Annotated in this window: 14 protein-coding genes; 4 read left to right on the top strand and 10 right to left on the bottom strand. The window is 48.7% G+C overall.

Going from position 1 to position 23,389, the window contains the following annotated elements:
• Nucleotides 1-31: 31 nt before the first annotated feature.
• The 6 genes from AB182_RS13870 to AB182_RS13895 all read right to left on the bottom strand — a co-directional run bounded on the left by AB182_RS13870 (nucleotide 32) and on the right by AB182_RS13895 (nucleotide 11,499).
• Entirely contained in the window at nucleotides 32-847 is an 816-nt protein-coding gene (locus tag AB182_RS13870) for a hypothetical protein (RefSeq protein ID WP_223883605.1), read from the bottom strand.
• Entirely contained in the window at nucleotides 844-3,876 is a 3,033-nt protein-coding gene (locus AB182_RS13875) for a UvrD-helicase domain-containing protein (protein ID WP_047370602.1), read from the bottom strand. Before AB182_RS13875 ends, AB182_RS13870 begins: the two co-directional genes overlap by 4 nt.
• 182 nt (nucleotides 3,877-4,058) lie before the next feature.
• Nucleotides 4,059-7,190, bottom strand: a complete 3,132-nt coding sequence (locus AB182_RS13880; protein WP_047370603.1) for a type I restriction endonuclease subunit R — start codon at nucleotides 7,188-7,190, stop codon at nucleotides 4,059-4,061.
• Nucleotides 7,190-8,377, bottom strand: coding sequence for a DUF4268 domain-containing protein (locus AB182_RS13885; RefSeq protein ID WP_047370604.1), 1,188 nt, complete (start codon nucleotides 8,375-8,377; stop codon nucleotides 7,190-7,192). The genes AB182_RS13880 and AB182_RS13885 overlap by 1 nt, the downstream gene beginning before the upstream one ends.
• Nucleotides 8,370-9,800 (bottom strand): restriction endonuclease subunit S, encoded by a 1,431-nt coding sequence (locus AB182_RS13890; RefSeq protein WP_047370605.1) that lies wholly within the window; start codon nucleotides 9,798-9,800, stop codon nucleotides 8,370-8,372. Before AB182_RS13890 ends, AB182_RS13885 begins: the two co-directional genes overlap by 8 nt.
• Nucleotides 9,790-11,499 carry a class I SAM-dependent DNA methyltransferase gene (locus AB182_RS13895; protein ID WP_047370606.1) on the bottom strand — a complete coding sequence of 570 codons (1,710 nt, stop codon included), beginning with the start codon at nucleotides 11,497-11,499 and terminating at the stop codon, nucleotides 9,790-9,792. Before AB182_RS13895 ends, AB182_RS13890 begins: the two co-directional genes overlap by 11 nt.
• Nucleotides 11,500-11,831: 332 nt before the next feature.
• On the opposite strand from AB182_RS13895, the gene zorA1 reads away from it, so the two are divergent.
• The 4 genes from zorA1 to zorD are packed head-to-tail and all read left to right on the top strand — an operon-like array spanning nucleotide 11,832 to nucleotide 19,697.
• Nucleotides 11,832-14,021 (top strand): type I Zorya anti-phage system protein ZorA1, encoded by a 2,190-nt coding sequence (gene zorA1 / locus AB182_RS13900; protein WP_047370607.1) that lies wholly within the window; start codon nucleotides 11,832-11,834, stop codon nucleotides 14,019-14,021.
• Between the two features lie 14 nt (nucleotides 14,022-14,035).
• Complete coding sequence (gene zorB1, locus AB182_RS13905; RefSeq protein ID WP_047370608.1) at nucleotides 14,036-14,776, top strand: type I Zorya anti-phage system protein ZorB1; 741 nt, start codon at nucleotides 14,036-14,038, stop codon at nucleotides 14,774-14,776.
• Nucleotides 14,773-16,455 carry a type I Zorya anti-phage system protein ZorC gene (zorC, locus tag AB182_RS13910; RefSeq protein WP_047370609.1) on the top strand — a complete coding sequence of 561 codons (1,683 nt, stop codon included), beginning with the start codon at nucleotides 14,773-14,775 and terminating at the stop codon, nucleotides 16,453-16,455. Before zorB1 ends, zorC begins: the two co-directional genes overlap by 4 nt.
• On the top strand, nucleotides 16,455-19,697 hold the full coding sequence (gene zorD, locus AB182_RS13915) for a type I Zorya anti-phage system protein ZorD (RefSeq protein WP_047370610.1): 3,243 nt from the start codon (nucleotides 16,455-16,457) through the stop codon (nucleotides 19,695-19,697). Before zorC ends, zorD begins: the two co-directional genes overlap by 1 nt.
• A gap of 478 nt (nucleotides 19,698-20,175) precedes the next feature.
• Here zorD and AB182_RS30630 read toward each other — a convergent pair whose 3' ends face one another.
• The 4 genes from AB182_RS30630 to AB182_RS31430 all read right to left on the bottom strand — a co-directional run bounded on the left by AB182_RS30630 (nucleotide 20,176) and on the right by AB182_RS31430 (nucleotide 23,219).
• On the bottom strand, nucleotides 20,176-20,391 hold the full coding sequence (locus tag AB182_RS30630) for a hypothetical protein (protein ID WP_047370611.1): 216 nt from the start codon (nucleotides 20,389-20,391) through the stop codon (nucleotides 20,176-20,178).
• A gap of 73 nt (nucleotides 20,392-20,464) precedes the next feature.
• Nucleotides 20,465-21,037 (bottom strand): hypothetical protein, encoded by a 573-nt coding sequence (locus tag AB182_RS13925; protein WP_047370612.1) that lies wholly within the window; start codon nucleotides 21,035-21,037, stop codon nucleotides 20,465-20,467.
• A gap of 420 nt (nucleotides 21,038-21,457) precedes the next feature.
• On the bottom strand, nucleotides 21,458-22,738 hold the full coding sequence (locus AB182_RS29740; RefSeq protein ID WP_052958833.1) for a YagK/YfjJ domain-containing protein: 1,281 nt from the start codon (nucleotides 22,736-22,738) through the stop codon (nucleotides 21,458-21,460).
• 118 nt (nucleotides 22,739-22,856) lie between these two features.
• Nucleotides 22,857-23,219, bottom strand: a complete 363-nt coding sequence (locus tag AB182_RS31430; RefSeq protein ID WP_223862570.1) for a helix-turn-helix transcriptional regulator — start codon at nucleotides 23,217-23,219, stop codon at nucleotides 22,857-22,859.
• Between the last annotated feature and the right edge of the window lie 170 nt (nucleotides 23,220-23,389).

The following is a 23,389-nucleotide window of genomic DNA, read 5'->3' on the forward strand; positions in this document are numbered from 1 at the left end:
CAACAGCAGAGCCTTTAGGGCTCGACTTACCTCAACTATTACGCTGCTCACTTATTTCCTGCAGTTTCCAAAGCAAAGCCAACACGAGACGAGGAGCGCCTTTAAAACCCTCGTAGCCTTCATGCTCCGACACAGAATTCATGGCACTTAACAGCTTGTAAGCAGGGCTATTCGCCATGAACAACTGGTCACTAATTTTCTCTACGTCAATGGTGACCAGACGGCCACCATCCTGCATGGCTTGAGACATCTCATGCAGGGCGTCTGTCCAATAGGGCTGCCTTCCCCACCATTCACTTCCGGACGAGTCTAGTTTGCCAGGCAAAGGGAAATGAGGATTCGTTTGAGAAATAATAGACTTCTCCCCTATCCAATCAATATTGTCCTTCCCTTCGACCCAGACAGGCAGAGCTAAAAGGTCCTCAGGCCGACCGTTCATTCCTTCCCACCATACGGTTGGGATCATGTCACCCTGTTCAAGAAAACCAATGAGCTCTGACAACCAGCCCGCATACTCCCAATCACGTCCTTTTCCAGCGAGTGCAATATCTGGAAAACGGGTGATAAATTTTTCTGCCAAAGTACGAGCATCATTACCGTCAGTATCTGTCCAGCTGAAATAGTGACCTGCGCCAGTGATTGCGACGAATTCATCTGATAGTTTCGCGGCTGGAATCGCAATACCATTGTCGGAAAAGTAATGCCGCGGGGCGATAGCGAATCTAAATCCCTGAGCATTGAAGTAAGGCATCCCCCGGAGGTGCTGAAATCCAAGACGATGCAGCTCTGAAAGCATCCGCAGACATCGTAGTGCTTTACGTATCCAATCATATTTAGATTTCATCATCTCTCCTGCATGATTGCTGCATGGCGTTTTGCGGTGTCGACTCTGCGTTCGTACTCCTCGCTCGTAATGTTTTCATAACAACAGTCAGCCTCATCCCGGCGGTAGCGGTTGCAACCATAGAAAACGCCACCGTCTTTGTTCTTACGCTTCACCATGGTGCCAAGACCGCAGCGTCGACAGACAATTTCAATCTCCTGACATTCTGGATTCGCGCATACCCTTTGCATGCCATTTTGCATCACCATCGGTGAGCTGCATTGCTTGCAGGAACTGGCCATGTAATCACAAGCTGGTGAGTGAGAGCAGACATAGAATTTCTTATCATAGCGGCTCACTTTGCCCGTTAAGGAGCCGGACTCACAATCTGGACAACTCCATTGACCGACTTCAAGAGAATCACTTTTCGTAATGAGCTGTTTACCCATTTTTGCAATTTCCTCAACGAAAGCTGAGGTATTCTGGCTATCAAAGATCATAAACACATAGTGTCGGGCACGGGTAACGGCGACATAAAATAACCGACGCTCTTCGGCAAACAGGTATGGCTCTTGCTCTGGGAGAAGAAGGTCTATCAACTCATCATTTTCTTTGGCTGATGGAAAACTCCCCTTTTCGAGCCCCAGCAGGAGCACGTAATTTGCTTCCAGGCCTTTACTGGCATGCGCCGTCTGGTATTGAATATCAAGAAGTGGAAACTCGGACATTAGCGCCTTTAGATCCAACTCTTTAAGATCTCTCATATTTTCCAGACGATAACGACCAATCAGCATGACGGGGGCCCGACGGGTACTGTTGAGCCTCACTTCCCGGCTATGGCAACGAGCGAGCGCTCTCCTGATTTGCTGACGATAAGCCTCAGCTTTTCTTTGGTTGCGATCGGCAATGTGGATATTAGCGATTTGTTCCTGAATATCGAGCAGTTGGACTGCCGCATGTTCAACCTGGGTATGCGTCGTAATCTCTTTCTTCAACTGCGCAGGATTTCGAGTAACAAAGGTAGAGCTAAGCTCATGTATGCGATTGTTAAAGCGATAACTTTTGTCCAGAGGTAGCATTTTTGCAGGCGAAAACTGATGATCAAAACGGGTAAAAAAGCGAAGGTCTGAGCCATTGAAACGATAAATGGCCTGCCAGTCATCCCCTACTGCAAACAGCCGCATATTCTCCCGGGTTGCCAGTAAAGCCTTTAACAACTTCCCTCGCCCACCCGAAAGGTCCTGAAATTCATCAACCAGAACATAGTCATAGCGATGATGAAATTGCCCTTCATCAAGTGCAGTTGTTGCTTCCGCGATCATATCGCTGAAGTCCATTTCTTGTTGCTCTTTGAGATGGGCTTCATAGGCATCATAGATGGGTTTAAATAACGCAATGAACGCCTGAGTGCGCCCCATATCTATACGTTGGGGTGATGCCAGGAGATCGGAGAACGAAAATTGCCCTTCCTTGAAAAGACTAAGGAAACGGAGCATCAAATCGATAAAGCCTTGCCACGGCGAGGAACCAGAGCTTTTAAGCTCATCCAGCAGTGTGTCTGTGTCACGTAAATGCTGCGGCTCCTTCACCCGATTAAGTAAATCGAGGATATTTTCTTCCAGCGTTCCTTCACTCAACTGGTAGCTGTATAACTCTTCCAGTCGGGTTTTGTGCTGTTGATGCAGTTTCCGCTTCCAGGCTAATCCTTCAAGATATACGGCCTGATCGACAAAGGGGGCCGTTCTCATCTCTCGATCTACGCCAAGGTATTCAATATAGGTCTTACTGACCGGCAAGTAGAAGTCAGGCTTATACTGGCGACGTTCTATGGTTGCTGTATTAACCTCATAATTTGCTTCATAAGCAAAGGGAACTGAATACAAATAGAGATAGTTGGCAACCCGTAATTCACCGACACTTTTAACCCATTGCCCGGTCAGGGTGATCAGGCGGCAGCTTTGGAGAAACTCATGATATTCTTCAATGGCATTGAAATCATATTCACAACGGCCAGGTGTACTGTAACAAACAAAATATTTAACTAGTTGGGTTTTATAATCATCGCTGAGACTTATTTCTGCTTCTAAAGTCGCTTCAATAAATTGTCGTAACTCATTATTTTGTTCAGCAAAACGCGTAAGTGAACGTTTGACGCCAACACTTTGAGCGACAATACGATTGCCGAACGCATGGAAGGTAGTCGCTTTTAATTTATCCCCACTTTCCGGCAGTCGCTCAGCAATACGTTCAGCCATTTCCCGCGCGGCCTTGTTACCAAAGGCCAGCATTAAGATGTTTTCCGGCTGAGCTAAACCCGCCTTCAAGAGATACCCTGCTTTACCAATTAGTGTCGACGTTTTTCCCGTCCCGGCACCTGCAACAACTAAAGTATGATCTTCATTCGTAACACAAGCTTTACGCTGAGGGGAACTCAGGGGTTGTGATTCAATGTTATCAAAGAAGGTTTGATACGATGAGACTAGCTGCGGAACGACCCGTTCGTTAAAGTGCTGCCGTCCCGATTCTGATACATCATCCATGGATAACTTCAGGGCCAGTTGCGCAATGGGATTATCACTTTCCTGGGCAATAAAATCGGCATCAATATCAAGGTCATAAAGACGCTTTTTGACCAACGTGAGCGCTGACAAAGCGCGCCACTCCCACGAAGAGAAATAGTGATCGCCTTTCTGATAGCGTCTGACAACCTCAAGTAGATCCCGCCACTCAGCGCTATGCTGAAAAATATCCAGCGCTGCACGTTGAATCTTTTGAATAAGTGTTTCGAGCTGCTGAACATTGAAACCATTAAGCCGATAGGTTTCACCGTCTGTCCCAATAGACACGTTAGAATACAGCCAACTGCGTCTAACCTTAATATTTCTAATCGCATCGATCGACAGTTGCACGCTCACATTCTTGTGCCGGAATGCCAGCAGACCTGAAGACAGAGTTATTTTATTTGAGCGTCGGCGAATAAGGCCCCACAAATCATACAGTGGATGCGTACTGAGGTTCTGTTCACTTTGCAACTGTGGGGTCAAATTGTTCATTCTTGATGGAAAAGATCGTAAATGGAGAAGTTAAAAAAAGATAACCGAATCTAATGAAACATTCCGTGTTACAGCCAAGCCCCGGTCATGACGTACTCAGCTGACTAATCAGAACTCTTTCACACTTCAGGTTTAACGGAGGGCCATACTCAGCCCTCTCTCTCAAATCATAGATACCGTATCTATGACGTCCAGCTGTTCGACACCACTTCCGCCTGCTTCAGGATTAGCTCTACGGCACCTGGCGTTTTATCCGGTGGATATTTGTATTTACGCAGCGTCTGGCGCACCAAAATACGAAGCCGCGCGCGAACGCTTTCACGTACCTGCCAGTCAACGGTAGTGGATTTCCGCAGCTGTCGTGTGACCTCAATAGCCAGCTTTCTGAGCGTGTCATCACCCAGTTCACGCACCGCGCTTTCGTTTTCAGCCAGCGCATCGTAGAAGGCGATTTCATCCGGGTTTAAGCCCAGCGCATCATCGCGCGCCATCGCTTCCTGGAACGCTTTCGCCATCTGGATCAGCTCTTCAATCACCTGTGCGGTTTCAATCGCCCGGTTATTGTATTTGAGCAACACCGCTTTCAGACGGTCGGAGTATTTCTTCTGCTGCACAACGTTATTACCAGAACGGGCATGAATACCGTCATTCAGCAGTTTTTCCAGCAGTTCCACAGCCAGATTGCGCTGCGGCATTTCTCGCACTTCTTCCAGGAATTCATCCGAAAGCAGCCCGATATTGGGTTTATCTAACCCCGCGAGGGCAAACACATCCTCTACCCCCGTCGCAACAACGGCGTTATCAAGAATCTTGCTCAATAAAGAGTTCTTTTCTGACTGGCTAAACTTCTCTTTGGGATCAAGCTTGATAAGCCCCACTCTGACGGCAGAGAGAAATGCGAATTCTTCTTGCAGAGGTTTTGCTTCGTCCAGGGTGTTACAGAGTGACCAGGCTTTACTCATCGCCAGCGAGACGTCGAGGTAGCGTTTTTTACCGTCATCCAGCCCAAGGATGTAGTTCACCGCTTCTCGCAGGAAAGCCAACGGATCGCGGGAGAATCCTGCGTAATCAAACCCTGGCTTGCCCGCTGAAGGTGCGAACATCCCGTGAATGACGTCGATTTTTTCCAGCAGAATGGCAAAGGCTTCCCGGGCATCTACGGTGGTCTGCCCTTTCCCTTTCGAGTCAGTATAAGTTTTCAGCGCCTGCTTCAGTTCGTTGGCAATGCCAATGTAATCCACCACCAGCCCGCCGGGTTTATCCCGGAACACGCGGTTAACGCGCGCAATGGCCTGCATCAGGTTATGGCCGCGCATCGGTTTATCGATATACATGGTGTGACAGCACGGGGCATCAAACCCGGTCAGCCACATATCGCGGACGATCACCAGCTTCAGAGGATCGTTCAAATCTTTAAAGCGGGCTTCAAGACGTTTTTTGGTCTGTTTGTTGTAGATGTGCGGCTGAAGATGATCTTTGTCCGCAGCCGAGCCCGTCATAATGACTTTGATAGCACCTTGCTCGACATCCGCGCTGTGCCAATCAGGGCGGATGTCTACGATGGCGTTGTAGAGCTTCACGCAGATATCACGGCTCATGGCGACAATCATCGCCTTACCGTTCATGACCGCATTGCGCGCTTCAAAGTGCTGAACCAGATCGGCCGCTACCTGTTTGATGCGTGGTTCAGAACCCACCAGCTTTTCCAGACGGCTCCAGTCACCTTTGGTTTTCTCCTGCTGACCCGTATCTTCATCTTCCACCAACTCATCCACCTGGTCGGAGAGCGTTTCCAGCTCCTCATGATTCAGGTCGAGTTTTGCCAGCCGGGATTCGTAGTAAATCGGCACCGTCGCGCCGTCATCCACCGCATCCTGAATGTCATAGATAGAGACGTAATCGCCGAACACGGCACGGGTATCTTTATCTTCAGAGGCAATCGGCGTACCGGTGAAGCCCATAAACGACGCATTCGGCAGCGCATCGCGCATGTGTTTGGCGTAGCCGTATTTATAGACCCCGGTTTCGCGGTCCAGTGTGGCGCTCAGGCCATACTGGCTGCGGTGTGCTTCGTCGGAAATCACCACGATATTGCTGCGCTGATTGAGAGCCGGATGGCTCTGTTCGCTGTCCAACGGCGCAAACTTTTGCACGGTGGTGAAGATAATGCCGCCGGATTCACGGGCATTGAGCAGCTCGCGCAGCTCGTCGCGGTCGTTGGCCTGTAAAGGCGTTTGCTTCAGTAAATCCTGCGCCTGACAGAAGGTCGCATAGAGCTGCCCGTCCAGATCGTTACGATCCGTCACCACCACGATGGTCGGGTTGTTCATCTCCGCCTGTTGCAGCAGCTTTCCGGCGTAGCAGCACATGGAGATACTTTTGCCAGAGCCCTGGGTATGCCACACCACGCCCGCTTTTTTACTGCCGGGGGTAATGTTACTGCGCAGCGGCAGATGTTTGCCGGTAGACGCCACAATCGTGGCCGCAACAGCTTCACGCACCGCATGGAACTGGTGATAGGCGGCAATCTTCTTGATCAGTCGTTTGCCGTCGTTCTCAAACAGCACAAAATAACGAATGTAATCGAGCAGAAGCGCACGGTTAAAGAAGCCCTGCACCACGGTTTTAAGCTGCCAGTCAAACTGTGGCTTGTCGTCTTCATTAGCCACGGTTTTCCAGGGCAGGAAGCGCTCTTCATCAGCGGTCAGCGAGCCGATACGCGCATTCTGCCCATCGCTCACCACCAGCGCTTCGTTGCAGATAAACAGGTCGCTGAGTTCGTTTTTATAGGTCTGCAGCTGGTTAAACGCAGCCCAAATATCGGCGTTGGCATCAATCGGGCTTTTCAGCTCAATCACCGCCACCGGCAGGCCGTTGATATAGCCAATGATATCCGGACGACGAACCTGTTTTATCCCCTGAATAGCCACCTGATTCACGACCATAAAGCGGTTATTGCCGGGATGGTTAAAATCCATCAGCAACGCTTTATCGTGAACCGTCTTATCTTCGCGCTTGTACTCGACGGGCACACCGTCGAGTAGCAGGTGATGGAATGCTTTATTGCTGACGACCAGATCCGGGCTTTCGGGGCGGGTAATACGCAGTATCACCTCTTCCAGCACGGCAACAGGGAGATGGGGGTTGATGGTTTGTAGCTGCTCCAGCATTATCGGGCGCAGAAACACATCATGAAATGAAGCGCGCAGCGGGTTATCGCCATCCGGCGCGATATCGGGCCCGTGCAACACTTCCCAGTCCTGTTCAGCAAACCATTTCAGGCATTGCTGTTCTAAATCGTCTTCGCTCAGCATCAGGCTTCCTCTGTCTCAGGTTCTTCCGTTTCTTCCGGCACGTTAGAAATATCTTTAAGCGCCATATTCAGTGGGGCGATAAAAGGATCGAGCGCTTTTTCAAACGCCGTGAGGTTAACCAGCAGCCAGTCGATCATCGCTGGCCAGTTGCTCTCATCGAGGCTGGTAGCAGGCGTGGCGAACGAGATTCGGCACGATTTTTTGCCCGGCAACGGTTCCCACTTCAGCGCATGGCCAAAGGTGTTTTCAATTGCCTCTTTATGTTCATAGAGCCAATTAAAAGCAAAGGTGTTGCTCTCCGCCGAGGATTTGGCAATCCACAGCTCAACGCGAATCTCTTTTTTGCTGAAAATCAGGTTATACGATACCGCGCTAATACCAGACCCGGCACTGAGCCAGTGGTCGGTCGAGGGGCTGATATTGTTGTAGAGCGTGCACTGGCTGGCTTTGAGGCGTTCCAGCGCTTTGGTCCAGAAGGCCTTGCGCAGATAATGCCGGGTCTTCAGTTCGCCGCTGGTAGACTGTTCTTCGGCTTCTTTTTGCGCCATGCCGATCATGAAGGATTCGGCTTCCGGCGTCGGGATCACCTGGCGAATATCAACGAATACATCGTCGTTGAATTTGTATGGCTTAACCTTAAAGCACTGCACCCGCAGGCCAAACTGCATCAGCCACAGCGCGGTGTTGGTCACTTCTTTGCGGAAGCTGGCCGCCACCATCATCACCCGCTGGGTACGGCTCTGGTTGATTTGCACTTCATCCAGGCTTTCGCATTCCAGAAACTCAGCCATCACTTCCGCCGCCGGACGGGTCTCCTCCGGTTCGTATTTATCGAGATAGAGTTGGAAGATGTCGAGGATCTGATCTTTGCGCAGGTTGGCGCAATAACCGGCATATTTCAGCGCCTGCCACACCACATCGCGCCCGGAGTCATCGAGCTTGTTTTCGATGATCACCAGGTTGCGCTGTTTATCGATAGCCAGCAGGTCGAGGCGCTCTTTGGTGTCGTCAAAACCGGCGAACTCTTTCTGGATAATCAGCAGTTCGTCGTCATTATCGCGGGTCAGCGCCTGCGGGTTCTTCGCCAACCACTCCTGCAAATGATAGCGCTCGGTATAACCGAGACTGCTGAACGACACCTCCTGCAGCGAGTGCAGGCTGTTGGTCGGCGTATCGACTTTATACATTTTCCGTCTCGCTTACCGCCTGCTCGGCTTCCGGCAGGGTGATTTCGCCGGAGAGAAGTTTGGGGAGGAGGGTGTCGCGGATATTGGTGAGCATATCGTTCTGTTTAATAATTGATTGTTGCGGAATATATAAGTTCTCACCTACGAACTTACAGAACGATTTGATTACTGATTCATCAGCTGATGTTAATATTCTTATATCTGAAACAGTATCATAAGTTATTTGAGGAAAAGTTCCCGAGCGAGATTCGGCCATTAACTGAAGATAGGACACAACCTCATTACTACTAAGCAAGAAGTATAAGTAATAACTTAACTCTTTTGATTTTGGACGCAAAACCATTAACTTAGTTGATACAACATACTCATCCGCGTTAAAATAAACAAAAGCAAACCGTTTGTTTACAGGTCGTATTTCACTATAGAGGATATCCCCTTCCTTTATTGATTTTTTTGCCTGCCCAGGCAAGGAACCTACATCCGATTTATTCTGGTGCAGAAACTCCCCCTCCTTAATATCACCTGTATTAAGGAAAACAACTTGCTCAACCTTTTTCAGTGGATACGTTTTTGATATATTATCAATATAGTCTCCAATCTTCCGGTATTCCCATCCTTCAGGAATACATCCTTGATCGCTCTCCTGCATCGCAGACGGAAACAGTTCTGCCATGGCTTTTAACTCGGCATATTGCTCAGGGTATTCACGCTCAAAAACCACCAGCGCATCAGCATCTTTCCCGGAAATCGCCGTCATGGCGGCAAGCGTCGCGTCTTCCTGCGAACCGCCCGCTTCCAACGCTGCCATTTTGGCTTTTACCGGTTCAAAATCGACAAACCAGCTTTTGAAAAGAGCTTGCGCCATTTGTTCTAGGGTTTGGTTGATTGCGCGGTTTATCTGAACCTTATCAACAACCGCACCTATTATTTCCACGATCTTATTTTGCTTACTTAAAGGGACTACAGGCAATACAAATTTCTTAAGATCTCTCGCTGGTAACTGAGGAACGGCAGATCCAGACGTTAAAGCTGAAATTTGCTGTATAACCAAATCTGAATTCAATAAAAAATAGAGAAACCTTGGATTCCACACTGTGGTGTCTGGGCGCAAAATGATCATACCAGAATTAATTCGAACATTACTTATGCAGACAGACTCATCATAAAGAGCCAAGTTTCCTATCGTTCCTCTAGTAGTAAGAACAATATCATTCCGCTCTAATTTACCAGCTCGCAGTTGATGATCCTTTTCCATTGAAATATAAGAGCAATCTGTGAACTCAAAACCATTTTTAGTAACATTTTTTGCAGATAAAAAGAGGCAATCACTTCTATCAAAAAAGTCAGATTGCTTTGGATAGTTTTTACCTCTATCACCATCAATTAGTTTTATTGATAAATTCTCAAGAGTTTCAAAACTCATAACCCAGCCCCCCCAGATTCGCTTTGATCTGCGCTTCCAGCTTCGCACTCTCTTCCAGCTGATCTTTGAGCTGCGCGGTCAGTCGTGTCATCTTCTCGGCAAAAGGTTCATCATCTTCTTCCTGCTCGGCGGCACCAACGTAGCGCCCTGGCGTCAGCACAAAGTCGTTTTTTTGAATATCTTCCAGCGTTGCCGAGAAGCAGAACCCGGCTTCGTCCTCGTAGTCTTTATCCGTCTGCCAGGCATGGAAGGTGTCGGCTATTTTGGCGATATCTTCGCGACTGAAATCACGCAGCACGCGGTCTTTCATATAGCCAATCTGGCGGGCGTCGATAAACAGCACTTCGCCTTTGCGGTGCGCTTTGCCGTTGCCGCCGGTTTTGTCTTTGGTCAGGAACCAGATACAGGCCGGGATTTGAGTGTTGGTAAACAGCTGGCCTGGCAGCGCGACCATGCACTCCACCAGATCGGCTTCGATCAGGTTGCGGCGAATCTCGCCTTCGTTGTTGGTGTTGGAGCTCATCGAACCGTTCGCCAGCAGCAGCGCCATCGAGCCTTTCGGGGCCAGGTGGTGGATCATGTGCTGCATCCACGCGAAGTTGGCGTTGCCCTGCGGCGGCGTGCCGTACTTCCAGCGCACGTCTTTTTCCAGCTTCGCGTTCCACCACTCCTTCATGTTGAACGGTGGGTTAGCCATCACGAAGTCGGCGCGCAGGTCTGGGTGCTGATCGTCAAGCAGCGTATCGGCGTTTTTGTTGCCGAAGTTAAAGTCGATGCCACGGATTGCCATGTTCATCGCCGCCAGTTTCCAGGTGGTCGGGTTGGATTCCTGGCCGTAAACGGAAATCTTCTGCTTCTGCTCTGTGGCGTTGTACTGTTTCTCTCCCGCGTGCTCTTCAATAAAGCGGTTGCTGGAAACGAAGAACCCGCCAGAACCCATTGCCGGGTCATACACACGGCCGTTATACGGTTGAAGCATTTCGACAATCAGGGTCACGATGCTTTTTGGCGTGTAGTACTGGCCGCCCTGCTTACCTTCTGCCAGCGCGAACTGCCCGAGGAAATATTCGTATACGTGGCCGAGAATATCTTTGCTCTTTAAGTTGAGCTTCTCACCGTTATATTCCGGGTTGCTGAAGTTAGCATCTGAGAAAGTATTAATCAGCCCGGTTAACACCTCGTTGCCCAGCTGATACTGGCTGATGCGGTTTAGGATACCTTTCAGCTTCGGGTTGGTTTTTTCGATTTCATCTAACGCGTTATCCACCAGCCAGGAGACGGAGCGCAGCTTGACGTCATTCCCGGTGGTTTCATCCACCCACAGTACCGTGCCGGCTGGCAGCATAGCTTTGTTTTTCAGCGTGTCCCAGCGCGCGGCTTTTGGCACCCAAAAGATGTTCTTTTCGGTGTAGTAATCTTCAACTTCCAGTTCATCAGCAATCGCCTGCGCGTACTCTTCATCTGAATCATAATCGTCGCGCGACATGGCGTAGATGTTTTCCGGATTGCCCACATCGCGGAACAGGGTGATCAGCTCCTGCTGACGAGCTTCAAAGGCATCGGAAACATACTTCAGGAAGATAAGCCCCAGAACCACGTGCTTGTAGTTGGCGGCATCCATATTGGCGCGCAGCTTGTCCGCGGCCTTCCAGAATTTGTTATCCAGCTCATTCAGAAACAGTTGTTCGGCGTTGTTCATGAAAATCCTCGAGGTCGATCGCAGCGAAAGCGCAAAAATGCCTTATCGCAAATTCATTTTTGGAATGCAGTTCGCAAAATGATACCCGGAACGTTAATGATTACAAACGAAACAACGTAAAGAAATTTGCTTTTGAGAGGTGAATAATAGGAAACTAAACCGCCATTCCATTAAATCTCATTTCTTGCATCGTTCATCCCCTGAACGGTCGGAGTTGTTTGCGGATCACGGCGCGGCGATGGCTATCACAACAAAGAAATTTTGATTAAAGGTAATCAAAATGTTGTCGATGGTAATTTGAATGCTGATTAATATATTCAACGGGTAAAAATATGTCCTGGCTTAATTCCTTTTTAGTGACGCTTACATCTGTCGAGCCTCATAATGTGCCCTTCACTGTAATCAGCATCGTGAGTCTGGCCGTTGCCTGCTTTATTTTCTTTTATTTATTTCGGGCCATTAAAATTGTTAACAGCCTGAAAAAATACACTCAATCAATTAATAGCATTGAAAGCAATTCTCCAGAGGAACAGCTTGCTCATCTGCAAAATATGTTTAAACGTCCAGAACTCAAACACGCGTGGAATGAGTTTGAAGAGTCGTTACACCCGCAGAGTGAGCTGGAAGGTGGGGAAGAAAAAATCGTCCGCATTCGTGCAACTGCGCCAAGCTCGAGCTACTTCTCTGAGCAACAGTTAGTCGATATTCCACTCAATACTGAATTCTTCAAACACCTGCCCGGTATTCTGACCGGCGTGGGGATTATCGGTACGTTTTACGGTCTGATGATTGGCCTTAACCACTTCGACCCCAGTACTCCAGAGCAGGTCACCAGCAGCGTTAATAATTTGCTGCACGATGTGTTGTACGCATTCCTTGGCTCTGCCGTGGCTATTGCCGCCTCTATTTTCGTCACCTGGCTGGAAAAACTGTCCATCGCCAAGTGCTATAAGTATCTGGAAAAATTTACCGCCGCTATCGACAAACTCTACGTTAGCGGCGTAGGCGAGGAATACCTCGCCTCGCTGGTCAAATCCAGCAATGAAAGCGCAACCCAGGCACGCCACCTTAAAGAGAGCCTGGTGACTGACCTTCGCGATATGTTGCTGCATCTTGCCGAAAGCCAGAAAGTTGAAAATGAACGCCTCGCGAATACGTTAAGTAACACCTACCGTGAATCAGGCGCACAGTTTGCCGATCAGGTGAGTGGCGCAATCGAAAATAGCCTGAAGTCACCGCTGGATAAAATTGCGGGTGCGGTTCAGACCGCCAGCGGCGATCAAAGCGGCATGGTACAGAATATGCTGCAGGATGTGCTGACCGCATTTATGGCGAAGCTCGATACCACTTTTGGCCAGCGGTTTACGAACCTTAATGACATGATGGGACAAACCGTTGGGGCGATCCAGACGATGCAAAGCGGGTTCTCCGCTCTGCTACAGGATATGCGTCAGGTCAGCGATGACTCCCGGCAGGGCAGCGTACAGCTGATTGAACAGCTGCTCTCTGAAATGAAGTCGGGCCAGCAGGCCATGCAGGCGGGCATGAATGACATGCTTAACAGCTTACAGGCCTCTGTCGCCAAAATTGGTGCTGAGGGTGAAGGCGCTGGTGAGCGTATGGCACGTCAGCTCGAGAAAATGTTCGCCGACAGCGAAGCGCGGGAAAAAGCCCAGGCAGAACATATGTCCGCCTTTATTGAAGCCATTCAGAATTCAGTACAGCAGGGCCAAAATGCCACGATGGAAAAAATGGCAACGTCTGTTGAAGCACTCGGGGAGCAGTTAGGTAGTCTGTTTGGTCAGATTGATAAGGGCCAGCAACAGATATCAGCGAACCAGCAAGCTAACCAGCAGTCCCTGCACGAACAGACGCAACGAGTGATGAGTGAAGTAGACGATCAGATCAAACAGCTGATCGAAACCGTTGCCAGTCAGCATCAGGGTACGACGGAAACCCTTAACAAACTCGCAGAACAGACCAACCGACAGATTCAGGATATGCAAAACGGTGCGGACAAAATGCGTGTCGCCGCCGAGCGTTTTGAACACGCGGGCGATCGTGTGTCCGAAGCGAATCACCTCACGGCTGACGTATTGAATAAAGCGCAGTCGGCGGGATCCTCGCTCTCCCTTGCAACCAGCGAACTCAGTTCAGTAGTGGCCGATTATCGGAACAATCGCGAAGCTGTCAGCAAATCCATTGCCATGCTGGAGTTGCTCGCCGCTAATACCCAGTCTGAACAAATTACTCGCAGTCAGTTCATCACCGATCTTAAGCAGCATGGAGAGCGCTTGCAGAGCTATAACCGTGAAGCACAGACCTTTATGGAAAATGTCAGCGATGTGCTTGGGAAAGGCTTTGAAGACTTCTCAGAAGGTGTTTCACGCAGTCTCGATAAGACGCTGGGCAAACTGGACGTCGAAATGGCGAAAGCCTCTAATCTGCTTGCGGGCTCTGTCGAGCAGATCGGTGAAAGCGTCAGCGAGCTTGATGATGTACTGTCTCGCGTGCGTGCCTGAGGGAGTGACAGCTGATGTTTGGGAATGCATTTGGCGTTAAAAAGCGCCGCAGTGATGAAGCTGAGAAGCCCTTCTGGATTTCTTACGCCGATCTGATGACCGCCATGATGGTGTTATTTCTGGTGGTGATGGTCGCGTCGCTAAGCTCCGTTACACAACGAATTCAACGCGCGGAGCAAGGGGAAAAAGTCAGGGGGCAGGACATCGCCAGATTATGTGAACGCCTGGAGCTGCATGCCCGCAGTGTAAACAAAACCATCGTGGTGGATTGCCACGATAACCGCATCAGCTTTGGTGAAGCGGGTCGTTTCGACCACAACCGTTTTTTCCTTAATGCTGAAGGGCAAAAAGCATTACAGGATGTCGTACCGCTTGTACTTGAAGCCTCAGATAGCGAAGAAGGTAAAAAGTGGTTTAAGCAGATCGTGATTGAAGGGTTTACCGATACCGACGGCTCCTACCTCTACAATTTACACCTCTCTCTGCAACGTTCCGAGTGGGTCATGTGCAGTTTGCTCGATAGCCGTAGTCCTTTGCAAAACAGCATCTCCGCGGAGCAGCAGATCCAAATTCGAAAACTTTTCCTGGCTGGTGGGGTTTCGTTTAATAACGCGAAAGAGAGCAAAGAAGCCAGTCGCCGCGTTGAGTTGCGCATGCAGTTCTTTGGGCTCAAGGATAAACGTGATGGGGCCGAAGAGGTGGATTTCCCTACGGTCGTTAATAAAGAAGTTTGCCAGCTGGTAATGCCGCAATGACGCCCGCGCTGAGTTCTCTCTCACAGCGTATTGCAGCTAAGCTCTCTTCCAGCCAGCAGGAGGACCATTATCTGCGCAATGATTTCCACGCGCTGGCTTCTGCTGGCCGTGAGATGGAAAAACGATTTGATAAAGCAGAGAAAATCCCCACGCCTCCACATGAAATGCGGCTGGCAGCACTGCGTCGTTTTCGTCTTGCGGAAGAACTGAGTGAACGTGAATGGCGGATGGTGTTTTATGGCCTAGCCGATACCGATCCGCTCTATCCTGACAGGCCAGTATTACTGGAGGATGATACATACTTCCCCCATGTCGACAGTGCTATCAAAAAACAGATTGAATCTAAGTCACTGAAGCGCAAGGACTGGGCAGCACTCTGTTCAAGTTATTTTGCCTACAAACACGAATCGCCAGAAATAAACCCGCACTGGTGTGTGCTGCGTGGTCATATCGCCCGGGGGTACCCCGTGGTAAAAGCCGCTATCCGCAGAGAAAAGTCGTGGATGAAAACCATTGAGTTTTATCACGACATTTTTACGCCTCAGGCTGGCGGTGTGATATCCCAGCAGCTCCTTTCCGGTGAGAGCAATTCCTTATCATCATTAGAAAAAATAGCGCAAATCCCCGATAGCAGCTGGTTGTGGAAGCGTATTTTCACGGTGTTGCTGGCGCAGCTTGATACTCTGGACGATCCTCAATATCTGGACAAAATCAGTTGGCTATTAGGCCTGGCGGCGCAGTGGGTTCGTTTTCGCGATGACATTATGACAGCGACACTGACCCGCTATTATCATTCTACCTATCGCGATCAAGCGCATTCCGCCCTGAAACAGGCCGCCCTGGAATACTGGGATAACCCGCAGCTGAAAAGCCAGCAGAACAAGTGGCATCAGTATGTTTCTGAACCCGTAGCCGCGATGGTACGCGGCTGGTTAGCAAAACAGGATCTGATGCATTTCTTTGAGCTGTTACGCGGCAATGGCGACGTTGATCAGGCAAGGCTGCACTATTGGCTACGTTTCGCGAATCAGATGGGATTCACCCGTATCGTGATGGGACCAGATGCCTGGCAAGATCGTGGCAGCGACTTTGTGAAATTCCGTGAGGAGAATCGTGGGAGGCTGAGCCATCTGCGAGGTGGGCGTAGTTTCGATAACGCCATGATCATGCAGATTAACGACTACATTTTCGTTGAATTTTCCGGAACGGGGAACGCGATGTATGCCTACCGGGTGGGTCAGGCTCCATTTAACCCAGAGTCACACTCATTGGATATTAATATCCAATTAAAAGACAAATACCGTAATGTTCTTCGCCTTCCACATACCCCACGAGCCGAAGGATACAACAAGACCCGCATCACTGGCTGGATGCTGAAATACGATGATGAACTGCGCCAACTGGGTATCCGCTGGATGGCTGAAGAACCCGTCAAGTTTGTCGACAAGAAGGTGACTTCCTCAGCTGTACAAGTTGACATCAAAATCATCAATCCATTGCGGGATACAGCAATACAGCGCCTGGTTGAAAACACCTCGTGCATCGTCAGTGATAACCGACAAAAAGGTGGAGTGCTGTCCGTTCAGCTCAAAGCACCTGATGACTCAACAGAAAGAGAGTTGCTTCGACTCGGTTTCACCCCCGTGACTAAAGAACCTCATCGCTACTGGATCAAATAATGCTGAAACGTCTGTTAAGTAAACTGACGGGAAGCCGTCAGCAGATAGAACGCCACCTGAAGAATCAGTACCTGGTTGAGGAAAAAGGACTCAGTTTTCAACAATCTTTGGTTGATGACTCAGATCTCTGGGCGCTGGCATCCTGGCTTGAGCAACTAGCTGAAGAAGACTATCTGATATCACTAACAGACCGATGGTTATTGAGCTGGGATGCCTTGTATCGCCTACTGGAAGACGAAGAACATTCCAGCAGTCTGCCTCTTATTGGCGTCCCAGAGGTATTACCATTACGTGCACACCTGAGTTCACGCGGAGCATTAAGCGATAGTGATTTTCGCGTTTGGGTTGCGCAATGGACTTCATTTCCTGCCCACCAGCCGCTCCGTTTCAATCGTACCGGTGCTATTTTTACTTATGAAAATCAACAACACCTGTTATCGCAGGAAAACTGGGCACTCTTACAGGCAATAGAGCAGCTTGGTACCCAGCAAACTCAGACGCCTGGCGAAACCACTAATCAGCTGGGATGGGCTGCTATTCGTAAATGCGCGAAACAAGCCGCCGTAAAATTTGATGACTACTTAGAAAAGACGCACGTTATCAAACCGACATCGTTGTCATTACGCCTGCGTAAAGCAACGGTTGCTGATACCGCCGTTATCGAGATTGAGCCACACTTCGAAGACCAGCCCGCTAACTGGCTCGGCAGTTTTGACAAGAACTCACAGGTTCACGATAGCTACCGTATTCCCGGAGAGAACGGCGAACTCAGCCATGTCATCATCCCTCCCGAAGTAAAAGAAGTCCTGAATTCAATTCACTCAATCCCAGGCCGTCGGGTGGCCGGTAGTGAAGCGCTATCCTTTGTTCGCAACCCCTATACTTTCCTGGGTGAAGATGCCGCCAGTGTTATTGCCCCTGAGGAACACGAACAGGCACTGTTTGATGCCCATATTTTCTTTCATCACTTTAGGCTTCAACCCCAAATCAATGATGAGAATAAGATAGAGAGTATTACGCTGGTGCTGGAGCCTGTCTCACCGCTGCCGCAACCGGAGGTGTCATTCCTCTTCTCTGCGCCATGGGAACTGGAAAAATTTGTTCAGGCCGTAGGGATCAGCGTTGCCGCGCAAATGCCAGCAGGTTCCTGGCAGGGTTACGAGCTGGAACTGAGCCAATTCACTGAACAGCAATGGCATGATTGCCAGTCGCTGTTGTTGCGCTGGCAACAGGAAGTCGAGGGTAAAGAATTTAGTGATGTTCTGGATCTCGGTAAATATAGCGATCGCGTCATCGGCATTGGTGAGTTTAAAAAAATATCCTCTCCCTGGTTGACCAAGTCGCAAAGTGAAAACTGGCTCCCTGATGACATCGACTTCTCCGCATTTTCGGTGGAGACGCTAACGGGCTGGGAACCTGAAAACCTGCAACACTTCGATGAACTGCAGGAGAGAATCACCCAGGCAGAAGCGACTGGCGAAACACATATCATCTCACCCTGGAATGATAACGAACTGCCTCTGGATACCGCGAAAACCTTCAGTAAGAACTGGGAAAAACAGCAAAATGCAGCACAGGAATCAGAGGACAGTGCTGTTGATAAAACCACCCGGGCTGTACTCAAAATTGAACAGAACATTGAAGAAGCGGTCTATATCAAACAACGCCGCGATTCACTCCTCACTGCACGCCATGCCGAACCTGAAATTCCGCTGAGCCTGAAAGAGCACATCCGGCTCAAAGACCATCAGCGCGAAGGCGTAGCCTGGCTTCAGCAGCTTTTCCTTCGTTCACCTCAGGAAACTGCAGGTTGCCTGCTAGCGGATGATATGGGGCTCGGGAAAACACTGCAGATCCTGAGCTTCCTGGTCTGGTTCATTGAAAAATTCCCTGACGAGCCACCAAGCCTCATCGTTGCCCCCGTCTCTCTTTTGGATAACTGGGAGCGTGAACTCGACAATTTCTTCTACACCTCCGGGATTTCGGTGATGAAATTGTATGGCGACACCATCAAAGCGGTGAAATACCCGAAACAGGCTATTCCTGCCCATCTGCAGTCTCAGGGCATCAAAAACCTGCTCAAACCCGGCTGGCAGGGTGAGGCGAAAATCATTCTGACAACCTACGAAACGCTCCGCGATCAGGAGTTTTCACTGGCGCGTCAGCCATGGTCCATTATGGTGTGCGACGAGGCGCAAAAAATAAAGAACCCGGCGGCACTGATCACTCATGCTGCCAATGCGATACAAGCCAGGTTTAAAGTGGCATGTACCGGCACACCCGTCGAAAACACGCTTGTAGACCTCTGGAGCCTCTTTGATTTTGTCCAGCCGGGCCTGTTAGGGGCACTCAATGAATTCGGCAAACACTATGTTCGCCCTATCGAGAACGAAGCAGGTCGCGATACAGGGCGGCTTGAAAGTTTACGCGCGTTGATTGAACCCCAGACATTACGCCGAACGAAAGAAGAAGTTGCGCGTGATTTGCCGCAAAAAATCGAAGTCACCAGCTGTAAACAACTGCCGCTTTCTGGCCCTCAAAAGCAACTGTATCTTTCTTCGATAGCGAACTGGCAACAACAGCAGGCACTTAGTGAAGGAATGCAGCAAGCAGGTGCGGGGATGTTAGGGTTATTATATCGCCTCAAACTCATTTGCGCGCACCCGGCTATTGTTAACCCTGAGCCTCGCTATCGTGAAGGGTCGCCAAAGCTGAACTGGATGCTCAAAACGCTGGATGAAATTAAACACACCAGCAAAGACAAGGTAATCATCTTTACCGAGCTGCGCGATCTCCAGCGCGAGATCCAGCATGCTGTTCAGCAGCGTTTTGGTTTCCGTCCGGTGATTATCAACGGTGACACAAGCACCAAAAGTCAGAGCCAGAACAGCCGTCAGCGATTGATTGATGATTTTCAGTCTCAACCCGGCTTTGGCGTGATTATTCTCTCCACCGTCGCGGTTGGATTTGGGGTGAACGTCCAGAAAGCAAACCACGTTATTCATTTCACCCGCTGCTGGAATCCGGCAAAAGAAGATCAGGCAACTGACCGCGCTTACCGTATCGGCCAGACAAAGGATGTGTATGTCTATTATCCGACGGTAATGGACTCTGAAATCACGACGTTTGAAGAAACGCTAGACGAACTCCTTCAGCGTCGACGGGCATTGGCGAGGGATATGTTGTGCTCTGCACCGGATCTAAGCAGCGCTGATTTTGAGAACATTTTAAAAGGGACGTAAGCGCTCGATTTCCGCACTACAAAAAGATACTTAGGTCCGTTTCAAAGCCAATACCTGCGCTGACTACCTCAATAAGAGGTGATGTTAATCCAGGGATAAAAAAACCCGCCGAAGCGGGTTTGAGGTTTACCAGTAATATTCCAGGGGCCGATTGTTCGGCAGCCAAAGCAGACTATCAGGATCTGCGCCAGTTACTAAAGCATGCGCCAGGGAGCGATCATCTGCGCGACGTCGGCGGGTCGTATACAAGTTGTTCCAGTAACCCGGATTCTTGCTGTAGTTTACTCGGGGCGCATTGTCTCCATTACGGTTGGCGTAGTGAATATGCTTTACACGACAGCGAGTGGCGTACTGCACGTGGCAATGGCTTACCGTGGCAATCACGGTCTTTACGGGTATTGAAAGTAGACATTAGTAAGCTCCAATTAAGGTACTTACAAATGTTCTCCGGTGGTGTCATGGTGCATTTATCCTCCTGCTAATCGGCATATCGCAAGCGGTCGTTAATCTCCTGCCAACTCATACCGTGGTGCTCACGCTGATTTCCACACATTGGGCAAGAGCATGATGTTGGGGTACGTGCAATGATTCCGGCCATGCGTGGCGACACGCTGGCGAACACATGATAATACTGGCGACGCTTCTGCTTTATGCGACGCTCATGATGGCGACGCTCCGCTCGTGTACGTGACATTTTGAAACTCCATGATGCAGGGGCTCATTGCCCCTGCTTATGAGTTCCGAATGGGTAATCGGGCGAAATTTCATCACAATTGTTCTTCTCTCTTGGCAAACGTGCCACCAGCCTTCGCTATTGATTCAGCCAGCGCAGCAATTGACGGTTCATAGGCCATTCCGCCACTTGGATGTGTGATGCCGCACCATTCTACCGGGTATTCTGGCGGAAGATTTGGCACTTTATCCCATAGGCGGCTACCCAACACCAGGATTACATCAGGATCTAATTCCCGGACAACCTCAAAGAATGGGGCTTCTGCGGCCTTCCATGCTTCTGGGGTCGGTGGAATTCGCGAGCCTTCGCCAACAATCTCCTGCACGAAATTATAAAAAGCGACGTGCTGCCAAGTCTCAAACCGTTCTTCATCAGTTGGATACGATGTATCACCACGCAACACTGCTGTGAGCTTAGAGAAAAACGGAATGCCAGCACAGTAAGCGTGCGTTTTAACAACGTACAGCGTGTAATCGTGGCCTACGTCGTGCTCGTCCGCGTAATGTGACTCACCCAATACCAGCACCCGAACGCCATAACGACTACCGGCGTATTTTGAGCCAACGAAGGGGCGGAAATTGATACTGCTTTGGCGTTGCTGCTCCATATTTCCCCTCAATCAATTATTATTCGAGGATGAAGATCAATCTGTTAGACGACCAAATTCAGTATACCACTACAGAAACAGGCCATAAGAAATAAGGAATACTATCGATAAAATTTTGCTATTAGAATCTGTAAAGCTCTCGCTCATAACAACATACCGGCACTGATCATGATCACTCGAGTGATCACTTTACACATTGTTATCTGATGACTCGGAATGCACTATCATCATTATTTATTTTTAACGGTGATCATCTATCCTTCCCACTACAACTCACTGATTATAAATACATATTCCAAAAGTGATCACATGGTAACTCATACTAATTAAACCAACAGATTGTTATTAATGGGATTTCATCACAATCTTCGGCATTAAGTGTTCCTGCTAATTCAGCATTTGCCTGTTCGGGCAAAGCCATCAGAGCCATGGCCGAAGCAAAAAAGGATTGATCAGGCCAAAATACGGAAAATCTACCAGATAACGCCGAGCAGTACTTGGCACTATCCCAATATGACGACAGTAGTCAGCAACACTCCACCCTTCTGGCCAAAAACGTAAGTAGTAATCATCAAAATGCCTCTTCCAGCTATCACTCATTGGTTTTCTACGCAGCTGCTTGGCCGCTGATTTGTAGCGTAGCTTGTTGTTTTTGATGTAACTCTCAACTGAGCTTCTGCTTTGCAAAAAGCAATAGCGATGCCACGCCCAGTAAATGATTTTAAGACTCTGCCCACCTACCTGTCGGCAATTTGCATAGACACGTTCAGGATTAAGTCGGTACTTTCTCGCATACCCGGACAGACTAACGCCTGTAATTAATGCTTCAAAAAGGTAGTTGCGTCGATGCCCTGACCAGCGAGGAGCATCGCGAATCCACCACTTTTCTTCGTCGTATAATTCACAATATGAACGCCTACGGTGAAACATTGGGAGCTCAGCTTCCCCCAGGAAATATTTATCCAACTTGCCTGCAAAGCAGCAGGAAAGAGTTGAGACTTTTAAGTCAGTGGATGTCTTCGGGATGTCTTTAGCTCTGGCATGCTGTGGTTTACAACTACAAGGTTTTGGCTTTTTGAAACCTTGTCCAACACGTCGTATTCCCTTAGCGATAGTTTCTTTAGTGCGTTTTTTACCAAAATAACTTATGCGGAACATCAGCTCTGTATATTTTTCGATATCATTTTTGGTAACAGAGTAATAAGCATTTACTGGAAAATACACTGTACCCTTCGTAGCGTTTTCCCAACAGCTTTTAACAATCTTGTTCACATTACTTGGGTATCGAACATAGTTACCATCCATCATTAATAGATAATGATAATGCTGTTTCTTTTCGTCTCCCTCTTCCCTAACCCAGATATAGCTGATAAATGACCGGGGATAGCTGTTGTTTAATTCTTTGAACAGTAATTCATGAAAGGCACTAACCACCTGATTATCTGGGCTATACACAGGAAGATGGAAATCGTATCTGACAGCTAGAAACCTGGACATTGTAGAAACGTTGTTCACAGCTTCGAAGACTTTACCCATGATCTTTTTATCTTGCTCATCATCAGCGTGCTGTACAGGCCACAACACATCCTTAAAGATAAAGATCCCCTTTGATGGGATCCCTGCAATGCTGTCCGGCGAAATATTATTAAATACCGTAGTAGATGAGAGCTTGGTTGAGCCAGTTTCTAACTTATTAATCATGCATATACCTACGTTTCATCTTTCTGCAGATTCATATAAATCATCTATTCACGTATCATCTTGTTTCATTTTACCTCAGACATAAAAAAGGCTGGAATCCCAGCCTTTATACACAGAATTAACTTTGTTGTTCTTTCAACCAATCATCATATGCCTGCTCAGGCCAACCTAAAGTGCGGCCACCGCGAATAATAGGTTGAGGAAAAATACCAGCTTTGACCCAGCGATAAAGCGTTGTACGACTGCAGTCAAGTAAATGCAGCATTTTATTGATACGAATTAATTGTTGTGGCTGACGAAGTAATACAACCCTGTCACTAATCGTAGTGTTCACTTTCAAAGTTAATATCCCCAGAGAAAAATAAAAATAATAGGCATAGCAATACAGAGCTAAATAGCGTTGAAGGGGGGAATATTCTTCTCTGTATGCACTAATTAAAGAAAGCGATATGAAATGTAGATTCGCGCTACCTACAGACACACTTCGCTCTGGCAACATTTATACCAGCAACAATCTGATACGCCAAGAAAACAGCTGGCAATAAAAAAAAGTAAATTTCTACCACTTCCTATTAAACATATGCATGTGAGTGTATCCAGCTGAACCTGGTTGCCCCAATGTAGTTTTTCTATGGTGAGGCTTTTCAGAAC

It is taken from the genome of Phytobacter ursingii, from assembly GCF_001022135.1.
Lineage (GTDB): Bacteria > Pseudomonadota > Gammaproteobacteria > Enterobacterales > Enterobacteriaceae > Phytobacter > Phytobacter ursingii.

Bases quoted from the DNA above. Each gene is read 5' to 3' on its own strand.
- zorB1 (WP_047370608.1), top strand. From the start codon at position 14,036: ATGTTTGGGAATGCATTTGGCGTTAAAAAGCGCCGCAGTGATGAAGCT.
- zorC (WP_047370609.1), top strand. From the start codon at position 14,773: ATGACGCCCGCGCTGAGTTCTCTCTCACAGCGTATTGCAGCTAAGCTC.
- AB182_RS29740 (WP_052958833.1), bottom strand. From the start codon at position 22,738: ATGATTAATAAGTTAGAAACTGGCTCAACCAAGCTCTCATCTACTACG.
- zorA1 (WP_047370607.1), top strand. From the start codon at position 11,832: ATGTCCTGGCTTAATTCCTTTTTAGTGACGCTTACATCTGTCGAGCCT.
- AB182_RS13890 (WP_047370605.1), bottom strand. From the start codon at position 9,800: ATGAGTTTTGAAACTCTTGAGAATTTATCAATAAAACTAATTGATGGT.
- AB182_RS13925 (WP_047370612.1), bottom strand. From the start codon at position 21,037: ATGGAGCAGCAACGCCAAAGCAGTATCAATTTCCGCCCCTTCGTTGGC.
- AB182_RS13870 (WP_223883605.1), bottom strand. From the start codon at position 847: ATGATGAAATCTAAATATGATTGGATACGTAAAGCACTACGATGTCTG.
- zorD (WP_047370610.1), top strand. From the start codon at position 16,455: ATGCTGAAACGTCTGTTAAGTAAACTGACGGGAAGCCGTCAGCAGATA.
- AB182_RS13895 (WP_047370606.1), bottom strand. From the start codon at position 11,499: ATGAACAACGCCGAACAACTGTTTCTGAATGAGCTGGATAACAAATTC.
- AB182_RS13885 (WP_047370604.1), bottom strand. From the start codon at position 8,377: ATGTATAAAGTCGATACGCCGACCAACAGCCTGCACTCGCTGCAGGAG.
- AB182_RS13875 (WP_047370602.1), bottom strand. From the start codon at position 3,876: ATGAACAATTTGACCCCACAGTTGCAAAGTGAACAGAACCTCAGTACG.
- AB182_RS13880 (WP_047370603.1), bottom strand. From the start codon at position 7,190: ATGCTGAGCGAAGACGATTTAGAACAGCAATGCCTGAAATGGTTTGCT.
- AB182_RS30630 (WP_047370611.1), bottom strand. From the start codon at position 20,391: ATGTCACGTACACGAGCGGAGCGTCGCCATCATGAGCGTCGCATAAAG.